General features: G+C 37.6%; 14 protein-coding genes. 2 read left to right on the forward strand and 12 right to left on the reverse strand.

Annotated elements, in window-relative coordinates; translation table 11 throughout:
- Positions 1–142: 142 nt before the first annotated feature.
- The 3 genes from HF964_RS02735 to HF964_RS02745 form a co-directional block, all read right to left on the reverse strand.
- A complete protein-coding gene (locus HF964_RS02735; RefSeq protein WP_168721510.1) occupies positions 143–1,684 on the reverse strand; it encodes an ABC-F family ATP-binding cassette domain-containing protein in 1,542 nt (513 codons plus the stop codon).
- A gap of 163 nt (positions 1,685–1,847) precedes the next feature.
- Positions 1,848–3,530, reverse strand: coding sequence for a hypothetical protein (locus HF964_RS02740; RefSeq protein WP_168721511.1), 1,683 nt, complete (start codon positions 3,528–3,530; stop codon positions 1,848–1,850).
- Positions 3,531–3,551: 21 nt separating this feature from the next.
- Positions 3,552–5,165, reverse strand: coding sequence for an ABC-F family ATP-binding cassette domain-containing protein (locus HF964_RS02745; RefSeq protein ID WP_168721512.1), 1,614 nt, complete (start codon positions 5,163–5,165; stop codon positions 3,552–3,554).
- Between the two features lie 185 nt (positions 5,166–5,350).
- Here HF964_RS02745 and HF964_RS02750 point away from each other — a divergent pair, with 185 nt between their 5' ends.
- Both HF964_RS02750 and HF964_RS02755 read left to right on the forward strand, forming a co-directional pair.
- Positions 5,351–6,574, forward strand: coding sequence for a glycosyltransferase family protein (locus HF964_RS02750; protein WP_168721513.1), 1,224 nt, complete (start codon positions 5,351–5,353; stop codon positions 6,572–6,574).
- Between the two features lie 73 nt (positions 6,575–6,647).
- Positions 6,648–6,815, forward strand: a complete 168-nt coding sequence (locus tag HF964_RS02755; protein WP_168721514.1) for a hypothetical protein — start codon at positions 6,648–6,650, stop codon at positions 6,813–6,815.
- Positions 6,816–6,849: 34 nt separating this feature from the next.
- On the opposite strand, the gene HF964_RS02760 is transcribed toward HF964_RS02755, so the two are convergent.
- From HF964_RS02760 to HF964_RS02800, 9 genes are all read right to left on the reverse strand, one after another.
- Complete coding sequence (locus HF964_RS02760) at positions 6,850–7,800, reverse strand: D-ribose ABC transporter substrate-binding protein (RefSeq protein ID WP_168721515.1); 951 nt, start codon at positions 7,798–7,800, stop codon at positions 6,850–6,852.
- A gap of 14 nt (positions 7,801–7,814) precedes the next feature.
- Complete coding sequence (locus HF964_RS02765; protein ID WP_168721516.1) at positions 7,815–8,777, reverse strand: ABC transporter permease subunit; 963 nt, start codon at positions 8,775–8,777, stop codon at positions 7,815–7,817.
- Positions 8,770–10,260 (reverse strand): sugar ABC transporter ATP-binding protein, encoded by a 1,491-nt coding sequence (locus HF964_RS02770; protein ID WP_168721517.1) that lies wholly within the window; start codon positions 10,258–10,260, stop codon positions 8,770–8,772. Before HF964_RS02770 ends, HF964_RS02765 begins: the two co-directional genes overlap by 8 nt.
- Positions 10,261–10,306: 46 nt before the next feature.
- Positions 10,307–10,702, reverse strand: coding sequence for a D-ribose pyranase (gene rbsD / locus HF964_RS02775; protein ID WP_168721518.1), 396 nt, complete (start codon positions 10,700–10,702; stop codon positions 10,307–10,309).
- A gap of 321 nt (positions 10,703–11,023) precedes the next feature.
- Positions 11,024–16,012 carry a pectate lyase-like adhesive domain-containing protein gene (locus HF964_RS02780; protein WP_168721519.1) on the reverse strand — a complete coding sequence of 1,663 codons (4,989 nt, stop codon included), beginning with the start codon at positions 16,010–16,012 and terminating at the stop codon, positions 11,024–11,026.
- Between the two features lie 318 nt (positions 16,013–16,330).
- On the reverse strand, positions 16,331–17,821 hold the full coding sequence (locus HF964_RS02785; RefSeq protein ID WP_168721520.1) for a glycosyltransferase: 1,491 nt from the start codon (positions 17,819–17,821) through the stop codon (positions 16,331–16,333).
- Between the two features lie 18 nt (positions 17,822–17,839).
- Positions 17,840–19,399 (reverse strand): glycosyltransferase, encoded by a 1,560-nt coding sequence (locus HF964_RS02790; RefSeq protein ID WP_168721521.1) that lies wholly within the window; start codon positions 19,397–19,399, stop codon positions 17,840–17,842.
- A gap of 96 nt (positions 19,400–19,495) precedes the next feature.
- On the reverse strand, positions 19,496–20,767 hold the full coding sequence (locus HF964_RS02795) for an alkyl/aryl-sulfatase (protein WP_168721522.1): 1,272 nt from the start codon (positions 20,765–20,767) through the stop codon (positions 19,496–19,498).
- 313 nt (positions 20,768–21,080) lie between these two features.
- Positions 21,081–21,572, reverse strand: coding sequence for a hypothetical protein (locus HF964_RS02800; protein WP_168721523.1), 492 nt, complete (start codon positions 21,570–21,572; stop codon positions 21,081–21,083).
- Between the last annotated feature and the right edge of the window lie 157 nt (positions 21,573–21,729).

The following is a 21,729-nucleotide window of genomic DNA, read 5'->3' on the forward strand; positions in this document are numbered from 1 at the left end:
ATTATTGCATAATTAAATATACCCTAAACAACATATTAGTACAACTGTTTTTGAAATATTTTTATATTTCAAAAAAACGATGATAAAAAAACGTAAAATCAAACTTTTTAAATTAGTTAATAGTTGATTTTACGATTATTTTTTATTTTAAAGACAATGCAGCGACATCAATTTCCCACGGTAACCAATCACGGAAAAATTCACCTTCATGACTTACCAAAATTAAATTACCTTCAAAACGAATCAAAGCTTTCTTTAAGGCTTGTTTAGTATCTTCATCTAGGTGATTAGTTGGCTCATCCATAAGTAAGAAGTTACTTGGAACAAGTTCCATCATAGCTAGTTTAACTTTGGTCTGTTCACCACCAGATAATAAATGCATTTCTTTTTGTGCATTTGCTGCATTTATTCCGGCAGCTCCTAATCGTTGCCGTGCCATGCGTGGCTCCAATTTAGGAAAAGCATCTGCCATTACTTCAAGTGGTGTCATTTTATCATTCGCCCAATCTAAATCTTGGTTAAAATAATTGACTTTTACAGCTGGTGCAAAATTACTTTCACCATTAAGCGGTTCAATTAGTCCCAAAATTGATTTAATCAAGGTTGATTTTCCGGCTCCATTAAAGCCTTTAAGAAGTAATTTTTGCCCATGTGTCATCGCAAAACTAACAGGACTTAATAACGCATGTGTGTAACCCACTGTTAAATGCTTAACTTGCAATACTTCCTGAGATTGCATTGGAACGTATGGAAAATCAAAACTTGCGTGCAACTCTTCATCTGGTGCCTCGATTACTTCCATTTTTTCAAGCATTTTTTCACGTGATCGTGCTTGCTTAGATTTTGAACCAGCTTTGTTCTTGCTAATAAATTTTTCTGCTTTGGCAATTACAGCTTGTTGCTTTTCAAAATTTCGAAGTTGTTGTTCACGCTTCTCAGCTTTTTGTCGCATTGCTTGTTGGAAACTACCGCGGTATTTAGTTATTTTCCCAAAAGCAATATCTGCAATTGTATTAGTTACTTGTTCTAAAAACTCATAATCATGAGAGATAATAATCGCGCTACCATCAAAGCCTTGTAAAAATTCAACCAACCATTCAATATGTGCAGTATCCAAATTATTAGTTGGTTCATCCAAAATTATGACATCATCATTTTCCAATAACAATTTAGCTAAAATAACTTTAGAACGTTGACCACCTGACATTTGGCCCGTTAAATGGTCAGCACCTATCGAATTTAATCCCAATCCAGTAACCACTTTGTCAATTTTAGTATCAAGTTCATAAAAATTAGCAGTTTCCAATTGTTCTTGTAGTTGACCAGCTTTAACTAGTAATTCTTCATCAGCACTTTCACTATATTGAGCATATAGATCATTAATCTGCGCTTCTTTGTCAAATAATTCTTTAAAAGCAGTTTGCAGAAATTGATACATCGTTAAATCGGCGGGTACTTCAGCGTATTGATCTAAGTAACCAACTTTTAGATTTTTCTGCCAGTTAATCATCCCTGTAACAGGTAATGTTTGGCCTGTTAAGATTTTAATTAAGGTTGATTTACCTGCCCCATTTTGACCAACGATTCCCATGTGTTCGTGCTTATTTAATTGAAATTCTGCGTCTTCATACAGTTGTTTATCTGCAAAACTCATTGATAAACCACTAACTTCTAATAATGCCATTTAACCCTCTTTCTCGTTATCAAACGTCCTCATATTCAATCCATGTTACGCTTTTATATTGATGATTTCAACCGTGGGTACTAAAACAACAAAGAGGCCGAAGAAAACGTCTTCAGCCTCTTTTGATATACTTTTGTATCTAGGCACCTTTGGTTATACTGCTTTATTTACCAAATTGTAGCGCATAATTACGCGCATCTAGACGTTCAAAACTCAGGGCCTGCGTCCCAAAACGTTTCAGATCTATTAAGGTAATTACTGTTGCCGGAGCTAGTTTTAAACTCCGACGCACATAATCATAAATATTGCCCTCAATAAACTCAAGGCGGGCCTGCATCCCAGTCCCCGTTAATTGGGCCATTAATTTAGTGCCTTCAGGCGTATACAAAGTTACGACTTCATTGATCGGGAAATGGGCACCTAAATCAACCGATGGAATTTGGCTAATACATGGGGCATCCCCTTGTGTCCAGGCATTAATGCCAATTTTATCCCAGGCAAACTGATTACTATAGCGTCCACCAAGCATTAAATTAATTTTAAAACTTTCGTGATATTGGTTATCTGGATGTGCCTGTAAAGCTTGTCGTTCAGCTAAATATGGGCCTAATTCTTGTTGCGTAATCCCGGTTGGAGCTTGCTCCATGGCTATTTCAAGTACTTGGGCTGGTGATAATGGGACTGCTTGTTGCCAATCACTTTCACTAGTAATTAATTGGATGATGGTCGCATTTAATTGTTCGAGAAAATCTTTAGCCACAGTCCGATTTTTACCATTCGGTACATTTTTAAGTGCTAGTTTAGTGCCTTGTTTATTGACTAATTCCTTAATGAGTTGCGTCGCTTTTTGATTAGCAACTAACACAATATTGTAGCCTTGAATTGCTGAGTTTGGTAACTTATAATCAACTAATTTAAGCCCAGTCCCATCAAAAATACCAACTCGGCCCGCCCCTAATTCATGATCAAGCGTCACATATGCATTAAATTGGACTTCTGGTTGATCAGTTAATTTAATTTCTCGTGGAATTCCACCTTTATATGATTGCAGATATTGGGCTGCATGGATTGGATTACCGGTCGTTGTTTGTAATAAAGCTTTACGGTGATTTACCAATACATCCCGTAACGTCGTTTCATCAAAAATTTCACGCTTACCATCGATAATTATTGTTAGCACTAATTTTTGTTTCAAAATGGCTAACCAAAAATTTTCAAAGATCGTGGCAATTAAGCCTTGTGGTTCCGTAAAAGTCTTACGAACACATGGAATAACAATCCGCACCCCAGGTTTAGTTGGAGTAAATAATGCAGTTGATGGCGTTACCCCTTGGCGTAATTTACCTTTACCGCCATACGTTTGACCATCAAGTTCATGATCAAGTAATTCCACCCAACTTTGTAGTTCAGTAATCGTGGCATCCGGTTGCATTGTTTGATAATACGCAATATTTAATTCTGACCCGGCCATTAATTCGCGTCGGACCGCCTTTTTTAACTGCGGTCCTTGGACATTGCTGGCTGTAATGATTAACGCTTGTACGTTTGGTAGCTGTTGCCAACGATCCATTTGGGCTACAACTCCGCCAGTATATGAATCTTGCACCGCTAAACTTTCGATATGTGTAAAAATTTCATCAAATCCTGGTAATTCGTTATGGTCAATTGCCGTTACATTCAAAGTTAATTCAATTGGTTGTTTAGAATTAATGGGGGTTGCTAATAACTGAGTTGCTAGTGCTCTTAACATTGAGGTAACCCCGGCTTGTTGGGCATCTAAAAGCGATTTGCTGAAAACGGTTTTAGTAATAGTCTTGCGTGTCTTAAATTTATAAAAGTTTTTCACGTTGCTGCCTCCTTGAAACTCTTAATCAGTTGGTGTGTTAAGTGATAATGTACTGATATCTAACACATCGGGTAGCCAATCTTGATAAAAATCAGCCTCATGACTGACTAAAATTAAATTACCAGTGAATTTCTTTAAAGCTCGTTGCAATGCTTGTTTCGTTGTTTCATCCAAGTGATTAGTGGGCTCATCCATAATCAAAAAATTACTTGGGGTTAAGGTCATCAAAGCCAGTTTAACCTTGGCTTGTTCCCCACCCGATAATAATGCTAGTGGTTTTTGGGCATTTTGCTTATTAATCCCCGCGTTATCTAAACTGCGCCTAATTGGTTGCAATTCCATCTCAGGAAATTGATCACGTAGCACATCTAATGGCGTTAATTGATCATTTTCCCAGGTTAAATCTTGATTGAAGTAATTAACGACAATCTCTTCCATAAACTTGCTAGTACCGGCTAATGGAGAAATTTTTCCCAATAAAGTTTTAATGAGTGTTGATTTACCAGCTCCATTAAACCCCACTAACGCAAGTTTTTGTCCCGCCACCATTTCAAACGAAATTGGTTGGATTAACGCTTGATCATAGCCGACAGCTAAGTTATTAACGGTTAAGGTCGTTGCTGGTACTACTGGACCAGTTTCAAAAGGTTCATCATAAATGGCATACGGATCTTCCATCTCAACTTCGACTGGTTGATAAACCGGAAAATCAAAATATGACCGTAAATCTTGGCCTGGCGCATCGACTAAATTCATTTTATCAAGCATTCGCCCCCGTGACTTAGCTTGTGTAGCTTTGGTACCGGCTTGGTTTTTATCAATGAATTTTTGCGTCTTGGCAATCAATTCTTGTTGTTGCGTAAATTCACGTAATTGGCGTTTACGATTTTCATTTTTTTGGCGCATCGCTTCTTGGAAACTACCACGATATTTAGTCATTTCCCCAAAGGTAATGTCAACAATACTATTAGTTACTTGCTCTAAAAAGTCGTAATCATGTGAAACAATCATCGTTGTACCTTCAAAGGCTTGTAAGAAGGTTACTAGCCACGCAATGTGGACCGTGTCCAAATAATTAGTTGGTTCATCAAGTAATAAAACTTCATCGTTGGCTAATAATAACTTGGCTAAAATTATTTTTGATCGCTGGCCACCTGATAATTGTGCCGTTTTGTGGTCAGCAATGTCGTTTAATCCTAAACCAGTGATAATTTTTTCAACTTTAGTAGCTAAATCGTAAAATTCGGCTTGTTCAAGTTGTTCTTGAATTTGTCCCGCTTGCATTAATAATTGCTCATCACCAGTTTCAGCAAATTTTTCATAACATGCACTCATTTGTACTTCCAATTGGTACAATTCGGTGAAAGCTGTCGCTAAAAATTCTCGGACAGTCAAATCATCATCCACGGCAGCGTATTGATCTAAATAACCAATCCGTACGCCTGGAAACCATTTGATCGTTCCATTAACTGGTAAAATTTGTTCAGTAATTAGCTTAATTAACGTTGATTTTCCAGTCCCATTTTGACCAGTAATCCCTACGTGTTCGCCTGTTTGTACTTCAAAACTAGCCTCATTATATAATTGCTTATCATCGTAACTCATTGATAAGTTACTAACTTCTAACAATGCCATTGCTATATTCTCCTATTAATCATAATTATTCCTATTAATCAAATAAAAATTATATTATAATAAAAATTATTATTTGGACTATAAAAGGAATTTTTTATGAAAAAATTTATCTCGTATACTGGTTTATCATTAACTATTGTTGCTATTTTTTTACTTTTTGTTACGCATTACATGTTGATTTAAGCATGGACGAATCATTTACAATCGCGTTAATTAATCACAGCCCTTGGGATTTAATCAAAACTGATGCACTAGATGTTCATCCGCCATTATCTTATCTTATTTTTAAAGCCCTCGCTTGGCCTATTAGTCACTTTACTAATTATATTAACTTAGAAATTATTTACCTACGCTTATGGAATGTTGCTTTTGGTATACTTAGCATCTTTTTTCTAAGTAAGATTATTAAATTATATCAAAAGCAAATCAATTATTATATGCTCAGTGCTTTTATCATTTTGTCACAAATCGTCATGAATGGTTTAACTTTGCGCATGTATCAAATTGCGACCTTATTTTTAATTCTCGAACTATATAATTTGCTAAAATACATTAAAGTACGACAACAACGTTATCTTTGGTTTACTTTGTTATTTGCAAGTTTAAGTGCTTATTCGCACTACTTCGCCGCTATTTTTGCCGGTTTGATTCTTTTTTATTACTGGTTAACGTTTTGCTTCCAAAAAGACCGGGATTTAATAATCAAATTACCTTTATTAGCACTTTGTTTCGTTATCACGAACCTTCCCTGGATGACTGTTGCAATTAAACAAATAAGTTCCGTGAAAAAAAAATACTGGATTTCACCAGTTGAATCATGGAATGCCGTCTTCCAACAATCTTTTGATTTAAACTTACTACCCATGTATACGTATTTATTGATTGGACTCTTATTACTACAAATTATTTTTTGGTGGTTTCACCATGATCATCCTTTTGCATTAATTAGCTTCGTGACATTACTTTCATATCTAACAGCCTACTTAATTGGCGTAATTGAAATTTTGAATAATCGCCCAATTTTGATTGACCGTTACCTCTATCCGATGTTTTCGATTACTTTGTTCTTCACTTTAATGAGTTTAAGTGAACTGAAAATTACTAGCTATCTTAAGTATCCGATTTATCTGGCCATTATTGGTTGTGCCTTATATACTATTCCATCACAAGTAAGTCAATTATCAAAGTTTAGCCCGATTACTTCCGCTAATCTTTTTACTAAAAGTATCGTTGGTTCAGAAGTAATTACTCCTAATAATTATAGTACCACGGTTAATGTCTTAAATTTAGCTGCTAAAAATCCAAGGTTTATTTATTGGATTCCCCTAAATAATTATACGTTTGGAACAAAATTAGTCCAAACCCCCCAATTATTTAAGGCCGTTTATCCAAATATCAAGCCATATTAGCACCTCTTAAGTTGAAACTAGTCTAAAAACACGTTAGAATAAACTTATAGTATTGTTCGGGGGTGTTGTTTAGATGACATTAGGAAGACTAAAGCTATTAATTAATATATTAGCTATTATTTTATTGATGGTTAGCTTGATATCATATCATATTGTTACCGTCCAAGCATTTATCTTAATAGTTGCTATTAAGTTTATTCCGGGCTTTTTCTTACCAAAACATCAATCAAAAAAACAGTAATATTAGCTTATCGCTATCATTACTGTTTTTTTAATTATCTATATTTACTATTTACAATTAATTCTAATGGTGACTTAATATTTTTAGGTAAGGTTTGCTTATCAAAATGATCAAAGACCGCTTGCATCGCTAATTTTCCCATTTGATAAGGTTTTTGAGCTACCGTTGCAGCCATTTGGCCATTTTTAACTGCCGTTAATGCATCTTTTGAACCATCAAAACCAACTAAAATAATATCGGGTTTATTCCTTAATGCTTGCACAGCACCCAAAGCCATTTCATCATTTTGAGAGAAAATTCCTTTAATATCAGGATGCCCTTGGATGATATTTTCAGTCGTCGTTAAGCCTTGCGCCCGATCAAAGTTGGCAGTTTGCTTGGCAACGATATTTAATTGTCCTGCCACAGCGGTATCAAAACCTTTACCACGTTCACGGGATGCTGAAGCACCTGGAATTCCTTGTAATTCAGCAATTTTAGCACCATTACCAAGTTGCTTTATCATAAATTTTGCGGCCATTTTTCCACCTTCAATTGAATTTGAAGCAACCAATGTTAATATCTTACCACCATTTGATGAACGGTCAACGGTAATAACTGGGATACCGGCATTATTAGCAGCCTTAACTTCTGGCGTAATTGCGTCTGAATCGACTGGATTAATAATTAAAATATCACCCCCGCGTTGAATCATATCCTCAACATCATTGGTTTGTTTAGCCGTATTATTTTGTGCATCAGCAATTTGAACTTTGGTACCTTTAGTTTTAGCAGTGTCATTAAGCCCATTTTTAACCGCAATAAAAAATGGATTATTTAAAGTTGATAGTGATGCCCCGACTCGAATATCTTTGGGTGCTTTTTGCGCAGCTTTATCAACTTTTTGATATGGATTTTCAAGCGTAACTATTGAACAGCCAGCAACTACTAGTAACATCAAACCAGTTAGGATACCCGTAATAAGATATTTAATCTGTTTGCTCATTTTACTTCCCCCCCCTAGGCAGCTTTCTTACGATCAATTAAGACAGCAATAATAATGACAATTCCTTTGACAATTTGTTGATAAAAACTTGATATCCCGAGTAGATTCATCCCATTGTTTAACGTACCAATAATTAAAGCCCCAATTAATGTACCCACAAGGCGCCCTTTACCACCAGTTAATGAGGTCTCACCTAAAACTACGGCAGCAATCGCATCCATTTCATAAGTTATCCCAGCATCAGGTTGTGCTGAATTAAGACGTGAAGTTAGAATAAAACCAGCAATTGAAGCCATAATACCCGATAAAGTATAAATTAAAATTGTGATCTTATTAATCTTTATTCCAGACACAAAAGCTGCTTTGGCATTCCCACCAATGGCGTATGTTTTACGTCCAAAAGCCATTTTGTGTAATAACACATACAAAATAATAAATGCAACGGCCATAATCACAATTGGAAATGGTATACCCAAGAAATAGCCACGACCTACTACTTGAAAGAAAAAACTATTGGTCATTTTCGCACCAGTAATCGGATTCCCATCTGTTAGTACATATGTTGCTCCACGAAATATAGTCATTGTCGCTAAGGTCGCAATAAAAGGTGCCGCACCACCATAGGCAATAATCATACCATTAATTCCACCTAAGATTGCTCCAATTAATACGCCTAGTAAAAATGCAAAAGCTGGATGGATACCAGCAATAATCATCTGAGCTGTAATTGCCCCGGTGAATGCTAGAATTGAACCAACAGATAAATCAATTCCAGCAGTTAAAATAACAAATGTCATTCCAAAAGCAATTAAGGCATTCGTTGATACTTGTCGTAATAAATTCAAAATGTTATTGATATCTAAAAAGCTATGATTTAGTAACGTTACTAAGAAAATTAAGAATACTAAAGCTAACACCGGTCCTAATTTACCAATAAAATCCATGACATTGAATTGCTTGCTCTTTGCGTTATTCATTAATCCGTCCCCCTGTGGCTAAAGTCATAATCGCTTCTTGTGTTGCATCTTTGGTAACCAACGTTCCTGTAATCTGTCCTTCATAAACCACATTAATTCGATCACTCATTCCTAAAACTTCTGGTAAGTCACTTGAAATCATAATTATTGCTACCCCTCGATTAGTTAGTTCATTCATTAAATCATAGATTTCCCGTTTAGCTCCAACATCAACCCCGCGTGTCGGTTCATCTAATATCAATACTTGTGAACCAGCTCCAATCCATTTCGCTAAAACAACCTTTTGCTGATTACCACCTGATAGGCTATTAACAATATCCAACGCTGATTGAGCTTTAATGGTTAACCGCTTAATCAACTTGTCAACAAACACTCGATCCGTATGTTGATCAATTACACCATATTTGGTAAAACTAGCCAAACTTGCTAAATCAATATTATCTGCAATTGTCGCATCAAGCATTAATCCTTCATCTTTACGGTTTTCGGTCACGAAACCAATTCCATGCTTAATCGCAGCCGCTGGCGAGTGATTTTCAATAAGCTGATCACGGATGATTATTTTCCCACGATCAAGATGATCTAAACCAAAAATTGCCCGCATGATTTCTGTTCGTCCCGCGCCCATCAGCCCAGCAAAAGCGACAATTTCACCCGAACGAACATCAAAATTGACATCATTAAAGACCCCACGACGACTTAGGCCCCGGGCTTGCAAATAAATATCACCAATCTGGTTTGTTCGAGTTGGGTAAAATTCCGTCAATTCACGACCGACCATTGCTTTAACAATTTGGTTAACATTGGTCTCGTCAACTGATGTTGTCATGACTGAAATCCCATCACGCATCACCGTAATTGTGTCGCATAACGCAAATATTTCTTCCATGCGATGGGAAATATAAATAAACCCCACCCCTTGTTGTTGGAGTTCTTTAACGATTTTAAATAATTTCTGAATCTCATTTTCGGTCAAAGCTGAAGTTGGCTCATCCATGATAATAACTTGTGCATTAGTCATCAATGATTTGGCAATTTCAACTAACTGCTGATTGCCGACACTTAAGTCCTTAATCAAAGTATCCAAACCAAATTCAGCGCCTAAATAATCGAGATATTGCTTAGCTTGAGTCCGCATCACTGGCGTTTTCAACAGTCCCAACCGATTAGTTAGTTCACGATTAATAAACATATTTTCAAGCACGGTCATTTCACCATAATTGTTCATTTCTTGGTGAATAAAACTAATTCCGGCTTGTTCTGCAACCAAGGCATTTTTAAATTGCGTTTTTTGGCCATCCACCTCAATTTGACCACTATCACTTGAAATTATACCCGTTAAAATATTCATTAACGTCGATTTACCAGCCCCATTTTCACCCATCAAGGCATGGATTTCCCCCGGGGCCAACCTAAAATCGACACCTTTTAAAACATTATTATTACCAAAACTTTTGTTAATTCGTTGCATTGCAATTTCCATAATACCCCTCCGTATTACTATCAAAATTGTGCGCAGTTAAATTAATTTAAAAAGTTACGCCACTTTCCAAAATAATATTGGCATATGGCGCCATCTCCCCTGTGCGGATAAATGCATGCGTATCGGCTAAACGTTTTTTCATATCGTCGTGAGGAATAAATGCTAATTCGGTATCGGGTAATAAGTTTTTAATCGCTTGCAGTTGACCAGGATTAGCGGTCTTTATTTCCTCGGCCAAATATATTTTTTGTACTGCTAATTCGGTTAAAACGTTTTGGAGTACGACATTAAAGCTAGGAACATTGTTAGTTACCGCTAAGTCAATTTTTTCAGTTCCCTTCGGTACTGGCATCCCAGCATCACCAATTGCGAGGGTGTCAAAATGCCCCATTTGGGCAACTACACGAGAAATATCTGAATTAATAATGCGTCCTTTTTTCATATTAAATTCCTTTCAACGATCAAAATGTAATTAAGTAAATTTGTCTACATTCCCATTTTACCGATATTTTAGAGCGCTTTCAATTATTAACTAGAGATAATTCATTTGTTCATCAGCCGCGTAATGGAATTGCATATTATTTCCCGAAAATTGTCTATTTTTTTAAACTAATTTAGTTATTACAAACCTGAAATCACGATGTTAAAAAAATACCCCTCGAAGAAAATTCTTCAAAGGGCATTTTAGAATATTTAAATATTGTGCCATATTAGTGTGTTGTCTCACACCATACTTCCGTTGACGGTTTAATTAAATACTTTTTTACTTATCATCATGTTTCTTCCGACTACTTAGTCCTAATAAACCAACCAAGCCCAGCATTACTTCACCAATAATTGTTAACATCGTTGCCGTTTGTGATTGTTCATCAGTCTTAGGCAAGCCGGTTTGTGTATTAGTTGGCAGTGCTACTTTTCCATCAGCATTTTGCTTAATTTCTGGTTTATTAACATTTACTGGTATCATCGGTGTTTGTTGATCACCATTATTATGATTATCATGTGCTTTTGGTTGAACCGGTGTTACACCATTACCATTATCAGTAAGTGTCGGCACAACTAAATCAAAGTTATGAATATCATTAAAAGCTCGTAAAGCTTGTTCATTAGCTAACATCAATTCTTGCGCGGCGTTTTCCGCGTTTTGTTGCGCATTTTTACTGCTATTATTGGCAAGTGTGACTTGCTTAGCAGTATTTTCAGCGGCAACTTGGGCAGCTATAACATCGGCTGGCGTCACAACATTTTGGCTAGCAGCAGCTAATGTTTGGGCTCGTAATTGACTAGCTAAGGCCCGAAGCGCAAAGAAACGTCTTTGAGCTAGCAATTGCCGTTGAACAGGTGAACCCGCAGCAGCTTTAGCAGCAGCTTGTGCATATGCGTTGGCTTGCGCAATGGCAGCTAATGTTTGGGCATCCGCAAGTTTAGTTGCTTCTGCATATTCCCGAGCTTTATCCGCGTGTTGTTGGGCAACTATTACCGCTTGATTTGCATCGGCAGCATATTGTTTAGATAACTTAAGCCATTTAGCCGCGGCTTGAACAAAGGCTTTTACCTCAGTATTATTAGGTGCTTTGGCTAACAATGCGTTGGCTTGTTTGACATATCCTTCGGCCTTAGTTACATTAGCAGCTTGTTGGCGTGCATACTCAGCGGCTTGGTTAGCCGCATCTTGAGCCGCCTTAGCACTTGCTAAAGCTGCTGGATAGTAGGTTTTAGCCGTTAAGTTAGCAAGTTCATTGGCTGCTTGATTAGCATATGATTTAGCCGTTGAAGCGTTAGTATCGTTGGCTACACTCGTTGCCGTACTATTTTCAGCATTCGCCGTTGCTTGGGCGGCTGATGCAACACTTGCTGCGGCACTCGCAACACTCGCATCACTGGCGGCCGCTGAGGCGGCATCAGAAGCATATGAGTTTGCAACTGAAGCAGCATTTGAAGCAGCTGCGGCGGCACTAGCAGCGGCCGCTTTTTGATCTTGGGCATCACTATTAGCAGTATTAGCTACCGCACTGGCGGAATTAGCGACTGAAGCGGCACTCGTGGCAGTTGAACTTGCTGCAGCAGCGGCAGCAGCCGCACTGGCAACAGAACTGTTACCACTATTGGCAGTTGCGGTACTTGCAGCTGAACTAGCAGCGTTGGTCGCATCATTAGCGGAACTTTGCGCATCACTGGCTGAACTCTTAGTAGCCATTGTGCTATCACTAGCTTGACTCGCACTTGAACTAGCATTACTTGAGTAATCACCGGCACTCGTGGCGGTTGAACTTGCGACAGCCGCCGCTGAAGCAGCACTGGCAACAGAACTGTTACCACTATTGGCAGCCGCAGTTGCAGCGGCTGAACTAGCAGCATTGGCTGCATCATTAGCGGAACTTGTCGCAGCACTGGCATGTCCACTTGCAGTGTTGGTATATGAATTCGTTGCAGTAGCACTTGAATCCGTATTCGTATTATCATTTGTAGTATTGTCAGCTGCTATATTTGTACTATCAGCAGCTGATTTAGCTGCCACTACCGCAGTGTTTGTAATAGCCTGTTGTTCAGCTAGCAACGCATTCGCTGCATCATTGGCTGCCGACGCCGCGACACTTGCACTTGAAGTAGCTATCGCTTGTTGTGCGAGCGCATTTGCATTCGCACTAGCTGCAACACTCGCAGCAGATGCGACACTATTAGCTGCAAAAACAGCGTTGCTAACGGCAGTTGAAGCCGCTGATGCATAGCTAGCCGCAGCACTCGCATATGAACCATAGGCTGGATCATTCCCATAACTAGCCGCAGCGGCCGCACTGGCTGCCGATTGAGCATTACTTAAGGCGTCATTTGCCGTTGAGGCTGCACTTTGTTGATTTTCTAAAGCTTCCGCGGCAACAGAAGCTGCACTAGCAGCCGTTGAAGCGGCCAAATTAGCATTTCCTTGGGCGGTGCTCGCAACTGATGCAGCACTCGCAGCTACACTGGCGGCACTTGAAACAGTATGCACATATGAAGCAACATTAGTGGTATTGCTGTATTGCTTCGCTAATGATTGTGCCGTTGAATTAGCCAATGCGGCATCATTTGATGAACTCGTAGCAGTACTTGCAGTGCTTGTGGCAGTTGCGGCTGTCGTTGAAGTAGCACTCGCTTTGCTTTGCGCAGCGCTATTATTGTCAACGGATGTTAAGTCCCCAACGACCACATCATAATTAACTTTGACAAAATTAATGCTTGAAGTGGCTCGTAAGATGGTATTAGCTGGTAATTTAAGCCCATCCGGCAAAGTAATCGTCCAGTTTCCACTTTGGTCCGCTTGCACCATGTATTTAGTTGCGTCATATGGATCAGCAGTTAGTGTGCCAGCTGGTAAGCCTTTAATTAGATTACCCTTACCGTCCGTTAAAGTAACATACGCCCCCGGTAAAGTTGTCCCAGAAACTGTCGTCGATTGATCAGTTACTGTTGGTACAATGTTTACCTTGTTATCGGCAGCGGTATCAAATTCAAGATATTTGTTATTCGTCAATGCTAAAGCAAGTGCATTAATAGCTACTTCTGAAGCGGATGTTAAGCCTTGTGCGGTTGCTTTTTGACCTGGATACAGACTAGCTTGATAGATTGGAATACTAAATGATAAGTATGGTCCAATGGCAGCACTATTAGGTGTCCCAAAAATAATTTTTTGCAGTTGGCCTTTAAGCGTCCCGCCGTTTTGGAAGTAAAAGACATTACTGTTAATGTTTGTGTTTTTAGTTAAATCAAAAACGAGTTTATGTGCGTGATACATTGAAATGACTGAGCCGCCACCTTGTGCATCTAGTAAGGTTACTTGACCACTACCATCAGCAGAGATATTAGCATTTGCGCCATCTTCAAAGGTAAAGTTTCCAGCCCCCCAAAGGTTGATTAAATCTGAACTTTGTGTTCCTAAATTCGTTGCTTGAACATTTAATGTTCCACCGTTACCAATTACAAATATTCCATTATTATTCAGTTGAATAATCCCCATATTTGTATTTTGTAACGCACCATTTTGGCTAATGTTAATGGTTCCGTAATCATTAACGGTCCCCGCACCGGTAATGTAAATTGCTTTGTTTCCAGTTGAATTCGCACTAGTTGAGTTATAGTTAATGACCCCACTCTTATTAACTACTACTGAACCAGTACCATCAAGATAAATTCCTGAAAATCCTGGCATGTTCAATGCTTGAAGATTCAATATTCCCTCAACAATCACTGAGCCCCCATTTGTATACACAAGCGCATTGGTCCCAGTTTCGTTTGCCCCACCAACAATGGTTCTAGCTAATGTTACTGTAGCACCTTGGTCAATCTTAAAAGTCCCACCAGCAGCCAACACAATTGCCGTTCCACCAGCTGTAGTTCCTGTAAAATTAGCTCCTGCTAATACTTCAACATTGCTTGATTCAAAAATTTCTTGGTCTCCACTACCATCTAATTGCACCCTATTCCCATCAATTGGTGATGTATATGTTCCACTTGGTAATAATTGTGTGTTAACGTTCCCAGAAATAAAGACGGGGATACCATATGAACTAATCATTTGTGAGCCTTTATAGTTCACGTTACTAAATGTTAGTGATTGAACATCAGCATTATTGGCATTACCGATTAATCGAATTGGTCCCCACCAAGAAGCTGCCCAAATATTAAGATCAGTAAACTTAACCTGAGATTGGGTATTACTGGCGTTCATTACAACAAAATTATTTTGCCAATCTAAAGTATAGTATTTATCTGTTGTCCCTGTTGCACCACTAATCGTCAAATTACGAACTGGAATACTAGATCCGGCAAAAAATGGAACATTTTTCTGTGACAAGCTAATATCATTTTGTAAATTAATCGATGTGATACTTCCATTAAACAATGCATCTCGGAATTGTTGGGCGGTTGAGACATTTGCAACCGTGCTAGCATCCTTAGCTGCCAACATTTGGGGCTTTAAAGTTGCGCCTTTAGTATCTTTGGCTGCGGTCGAACTCAATGTAGCCACCGAACTAGCACTTTTTAACGTATTCGCTACTTGGCCAGCTAAACTATTAGCATTACTTAAAGCACCGTTACTACTATTGCTAGCGGTAGTAACGGCAGTCCCTAAGCTATCAATGGTATTAGGCGTATTTATGCCCGATGCATCAGAAATTACGGTGTTAGCTGGCGTTGGTTGCGTAGTTGGATTTGTTGCTGCACCAGCATTACTAGTTGCAGCTGGACTTTCACTGGCGTTAGCTGGCGTAATCGCTGTTGTTTGCGTTGGCGGTGTTGGTTGTTTATCTGGCGTTGCTAATTCCGGATGCTCAACACTAATCGTTTGCTTAGATGGCGCAGCTGGTGCTTGACTAGGCACAGCACTATCCGCGATAGCACTACTTACTGTTGCTTGACTAGTCGCCACACTACTTACTGTTGCTTGACTGGTCGCTGCACTACTTGATATTACACTAGGATCTGTTTTGTCATCATTAGAATCAGAAATTTTTTGTCTGTAGATTGCTGTTGTATTTGTATTATGTAATTCATCAGCAGCAGCATGACTTGGCATACCAGTGATCATACCGACACCAAATCCAATAAAGATAATCGGTGCATATAACCAATTTTTACCAGCTTTATACATTTTATATCGCCGTTTTGCGATTACATTATTATGAATATTAATTTTTTTTGCATTGCCTTTCCCCCAAAATGATGTTATTAAAATCTGTTTTTTAACAACTTTAACAATAGATTCATTAAGCATATCGATGCTCTTTTCGATTATACGAGGTATTTTGAGCAATATTGTCTTTGTAATATTTTGCTAATACTTTATTTGGCTTATCAATAAAATAAGTTTTACATTATTTTAAAAAGACTTGTAATTTACTTTCTTTAAAAATAATATGCATTTAAAATGCATATTATTAAAATTGATAAATATGCTATTTTTGATAAATAAGTGCCTGTAAACTGTTTGTAAACTAATATTTTTTTCATTTTTATTTTCTAGCACTTTCAAATAAAAAATTTAGTTTTCTAAATACTGATAGGCTTAAATACAAAACACTATTTTACGGTATCAGGCCTTAATAGCTGCTTGCCATTGACTTACTAAATGTTTATCATCAAATGCTTGGGATGTTTTAAGTGTATTAGCTTTCAATGCTTGTACTTGCTTAACATCCCCAAAAGTTTCAATAATTAACTTGGCTAAATTATGTGGCGTCCGATTAGTAATCGTAATCCCGTTTTTACCATTTGTAACCAAGTTTTCATTAATATAATCTACTGCATAGCAAGCCACTGGAACGCCATGACTCATACTTTCAAGGGCATTGATCCCAAAGCCTTCATTTTCTGACGTTGTGATGAATAATGAAGCATCTTGGTAAATTTCACTATTATCAATACTATAATCCAATACATGGACGACTTCCGCTAAGTTGGCTTGCTTGATTTGTTGTTCAATTTGTTCGCGATATTCTGGTGACGCGTAGTACCCTTTCAAGTACAACTCGGTATCTGCTTTGCGTTCATGAATATTTTGGAAGACTTCAATCAATGCCGTAACGTTCTTGTCTGGTGCCAAGCGGCCAACATAAACTAATTTAGTTAACGCGGTTTGCTTATTAGTATCATCAATTGGATATGAAGCGGTTTGCAATCCTGTGGTTGCATTAACCGCATAACCTTGCTTAATTTCAGCGGCTTGCGTAGCAGTTCCTGTTGCAATCAAATCAAATCGCTTCCCTTTAGGGGCAACAATCCCTTCATATGCTAACTTAATACCTTTTTCACCGGTAATTGAATTCTTTTCCAAGTGACTTTCGTGCAAGTACGCAATTGTTTTAATGGGATTAACCACCCCCAAAACAGATTCCACCACACTTGGTCGATCAGCTACAAAGACTCCTTGGCTAGCACTATTTAATTCATTTAAAAAGAAGGTAAATAATTGATTTTGGGTATCAAAAACATAATCTTGGCCGTAGAAATCAAGTAATTTGTACATGCTAGGTGAGACAACCCCATTAATAAACATGTGCACAATTTCAATGACGGGCTTGCCATCAATATCAAAGAAGGTTTGTAAGGCTACTGAGCCATCTGGATGGTAAGTTTGTTCCATTGAAAGGAACCCCCGCCAGTCATAGAATTGCGTTAATTCTTTGTTTCCGACCCGATCAAAGTAATCAATATCACCCGCTAAACCAACAGTCCCTGGCATAATATTCATTTTAGCTAACGTCCGGCCCATGTAATCAATGGTTGAGTAGTTAGCATCAACGCCTGTCACATGATAATCACGTAATGGGACTGTTTCTAAGAAACGCACACTCAATTCTTTGCGTTCAACATTAGTGGCCTTTTGGAAATAATCATACATATTCACATATTGATCACTAGTAAGACCAAGGGTTGCGGTATCCCGTGATAAGAACCGGTTGTATTCTTTCGTTACAATTTTAGCTGCTTCGCCATTAGCTAATAAGTCCTTGGTCCGACTAATTTGCGCAAATTCAATCCCTGAATTAAAAGCATAAATATTTTCTCCGACTGAATAAATCATTTTGTTGTTCCCCCCATTTTATCGTACAAGTTTAGCATCGAGTTGCTTGGCATCATCTAAAAGTGCTTTCCAAGCATGCCAAACATTTTCTTCTGAATAACGTTTGGCTGAGTCATAGGCTCCCGTACTCAAACGTTGTAAAGTTCGTTTGTGCGTCAAGACGTTAATCATCTTTTCACCCATTGCTTTGTAATCATCAAATGGGACGACATATCTATTAATATCGTCTTGGACAATTTCATTTGGTCCATAGTTAACATCATACGTAATTCCCACAACCCCATGTGAGGTGGCTTCCATGACGGCCAAATTAAAGCCTTCCATCCGTGAGGTCAACCCAAAGATTTGAGCATCGTTAAGGACACTTTGAACATCACTATTATATCCTTTCAAAGTTACCACGTCTTCCAGGCCAAGTTCCTTAATTGTCGCTTCAACTTTCTTCTTTTCCGAGTAGTTATTCGTTGAATCCGCATACCCATACAAGTCCAACGTTACTTCCGGAACTTTAGCATGCGCAATTGCTACGGCCCGCACTAAATCATCAAGGTGTTTCTCATAAGCAATCCGAGCAACGGCCACAATTTTACCAAAAGTCCGTTCATTCGTTTTAATCCGTTTTTGGTTTAACATTTCATCGGGCACAATCCCGACTGGAATCGTGTAATTACGGCGAATACCAGGGAACCGGGCAATCACATCTTTAGCTTGTTTTTGCGTAGCTGAAACCACGGCTGAATATTGATCGATGTTGGTTAATGCATATTCGTAATTGTTATTCATCACTGAATTCATTGGATCTTGGGCATCCCCGGCTTGTGAGTTATGCAAGTGCATGACTGTAAAGGCTTGTTTACGCATCCGCGTTAAGGCTTGGTCGGCTAGTAATGATCGGTCAAGCACAAAAATATTAGTTTCATCGTTTTGTTCATTGATTTGGTTCAAGAAAAATTCAAATAATTCATCGATCGTATCAAATTGGTGGACATGGCCACCTTGTTCACTCAACAACCACCCCGTTTTTTCAACTTCATTAACAGCATTGGTGCGATGAAAGTTTCGTAAAACAACTTCTCCACTGGGAGTATACCAAGCTTCGGTGCCAATTTTATTGTCAGGAGTATACCACTGTGATAATGAACGGAACCCACGTTGATCATAAAAATCAACTCGGTATAAATTACCAAAGCCATCAAACATTTCAACTGAGAAGACTTCCTTTATTCCATGCACGTAGTTAACTCGGGCAACCATGCGATTATCTTCACGTTTAACGATAAACCGATTGTTATCAGTTTCATCCGTAAAACTTAAATTCTTCAAGCCAAAATCAATGTCATTCACATGTAATTCTTTTGGTTCAACAATCAAGGCATGTTGATAAAAATCAAACATGTTAATCATGTGCGCATCATCAACCCCCGCTGTCCGAGCTGTTACATGTAAATCGCGGAACCAGTCACGTGTTAAGAAATAATAACTGGTATCGTTCTTATCAAACAATCGTGCCCGCTTCAATTGAGCATGTTCAATCCCAGATTTATTATCCGGCATTCCAAAATTAATAAAATAAATCATCTTAAATCCCCCCCTATTTAATTTAAATAAAAAATTACATCTAAGTTAAATTTTGAGCTAAAAAAAAAGTTAAGTCAATACAATTTGACTTAACTTTTACTTATTATCTAACATTTCTTTGGCATAACTAATGTAGTAATGACGACCATTTGCACTCGTTTCTAAATCAGCTAACGCATATAACGTCTTAATTTTTAAATCAACTGCTTTTGTTTCCCCAATAGCAATTAGTAAATCACATAATTGTAAAGCCCATAAATAATCAGCTTCAGAAATAGCTGTTTCAAGTGCATTTAATACTTTATCAGATCCACCAATCAATGCGACCATTTTAGCTGAATACAAATATTGCGGCATTTTATGCAAATTAGTCGGATTACCATCAAACCAACCAACATACGCTGTAAAAATCGCACGAACCGTCCATTCGACACTACCATAAATTTCTTGTAAGTATGGTAAAGTTCGTAAGTGATCAGGTAAGCGAACTTGTTCAACAACTTCTTGAACCGTCAGACCTGCATCAATATGAGCTAATGTTTGATCAAAGATGGATGCGATTGCATCTCGATAATTACGCAAAGTAGTTTTAACAATATCTGCTCCTTCTAAAGGCTGTAAGTGCCCTGGTAATACTGTGACTGCATTATACGTAATTAACAAATCTAAACTTTGAATCCAACGGCCAATATCACGGTATTGCCCACCACGAATGGCAGCTAAATTAGGAAAAGCAGCATAATAATTGTCTCCTGAACACATAATCTTTTGATCAGGTAGCCAAACGTATCCCATATCACCGTTTTCCCCCGGGGCACTAATTAACTGTAAATGTACTCCATCAATCACACGATCAACAATTCCATCAGTGATTATTTCAGTTGGTAATAATGGTGCATACCCGCGTTGACCTTGTGTATGGCCTTCACGCATTCCAATTCCCTGAGTAATTGCTTCATCATCATTAAGACGATAGCCCATTTGATGTTGCGTACGCTTTAGTAAGACATCATTTATTTTTCTTGAATCTAGCAATTGATGATCACGATTAGCAAAAGCAATCACTGATTGTGCTGTTGCTTGAAACATACCAGCTCCCCCACGGTGATCCGGATGCCCGTGCGTATAAATAATTGTCCGTACTGGTTTTGGTGTAATTTTTTGCAATTCCATCAACATTTCTGCTGCCCGATCTGGTGAGTCTAATGTATCAATCAAAATAACACTCATTGCACCTTCAATCGCGACAGCATTGCTATGTCCATACCCAACAAATAGATGAACTCCTTCACCAAAATGGAAAATTTGCTTTGTTTCGTTTATTGTAGCAAATTCTTGTAAAATATTAACGCCACCTTTTTCTAACATTAGAACTGGCAACCCCCTTTCACCTATAATCTTCTTATATCATTTATTGTATTATACTACAATTATAGAATATAAAACTAATGTAAAAAATCAGATTTAACTAATTTATAATTTTTTACATAAATTACAAAATCAACTAAAATAAATAAGTTCAAGTAACGATGTAAATCTACGCATTTATATTAAAAATGTATAATCTCAAAGTAACAAAACTGAAATAATCAATTAGTAAACATTAAAATATATGTAAATAACATTTAATTATTCACCTATAATGTAATTATACATTACTATAGTTAGTATAAATAATCCTTTATTTAGAATTAAATTTTTGTATAAAATCTTTAAGCCGATGACTTACCATATGTTTAACATTAAGTTTATTAAAAAAATTATTTGGTAATTTTTCTCGAATATCATGTTTAGCCATCAAGATTAATATGCTACTAAAACTATCCCGATATAGCATTGGTGTGCTAGGTTCATGGATAGCCATAAAAACAAATAAATGTAAAATATCATTTGTTGGAGCTTCACTTGATTCTAAGGCAATTTTTTCTGATGTGATTAATCCATTCAAATCCGTACTTAAAACAATAGCTTCTTGTTTATCATTAGTAGGTATGAGCTTAACTAAGATTTCTTGCTTTGAAATAGCATCATGAATTTGATATGGAAAGCTTTCTTTTATAGTATTTCTACCTTTTGCTTGTTCTAATTGTTGCTTACGATCATTATTTCTACTACGCTGCTGATGCTGTGTTGCCAATAAATATTCTTGTTTATCTAAAAGTTGTTGATTCATATCCTTAGTCATATTATCAGCGTTAGTAGCTTGAATTGCCTTAATACTTTCAACTGTTTCAAACTGTTCCGTATATGCTACTTCTCCATTAATCTCGATAACCTTACTCCTTATTAAAACATCACTTTTACCGTTTAATTACCATTTTTAGTTTACT

It is taken from the genome of Periweissella fabalis (assembly GCF_012396505.1).
Taxonomy (GTDB): domain Bacteria; phylum Bacillota; class Bacilli; order Lactobacillales; family Lactobacillaceae; genus Periweissella; species Periweissella fabalis.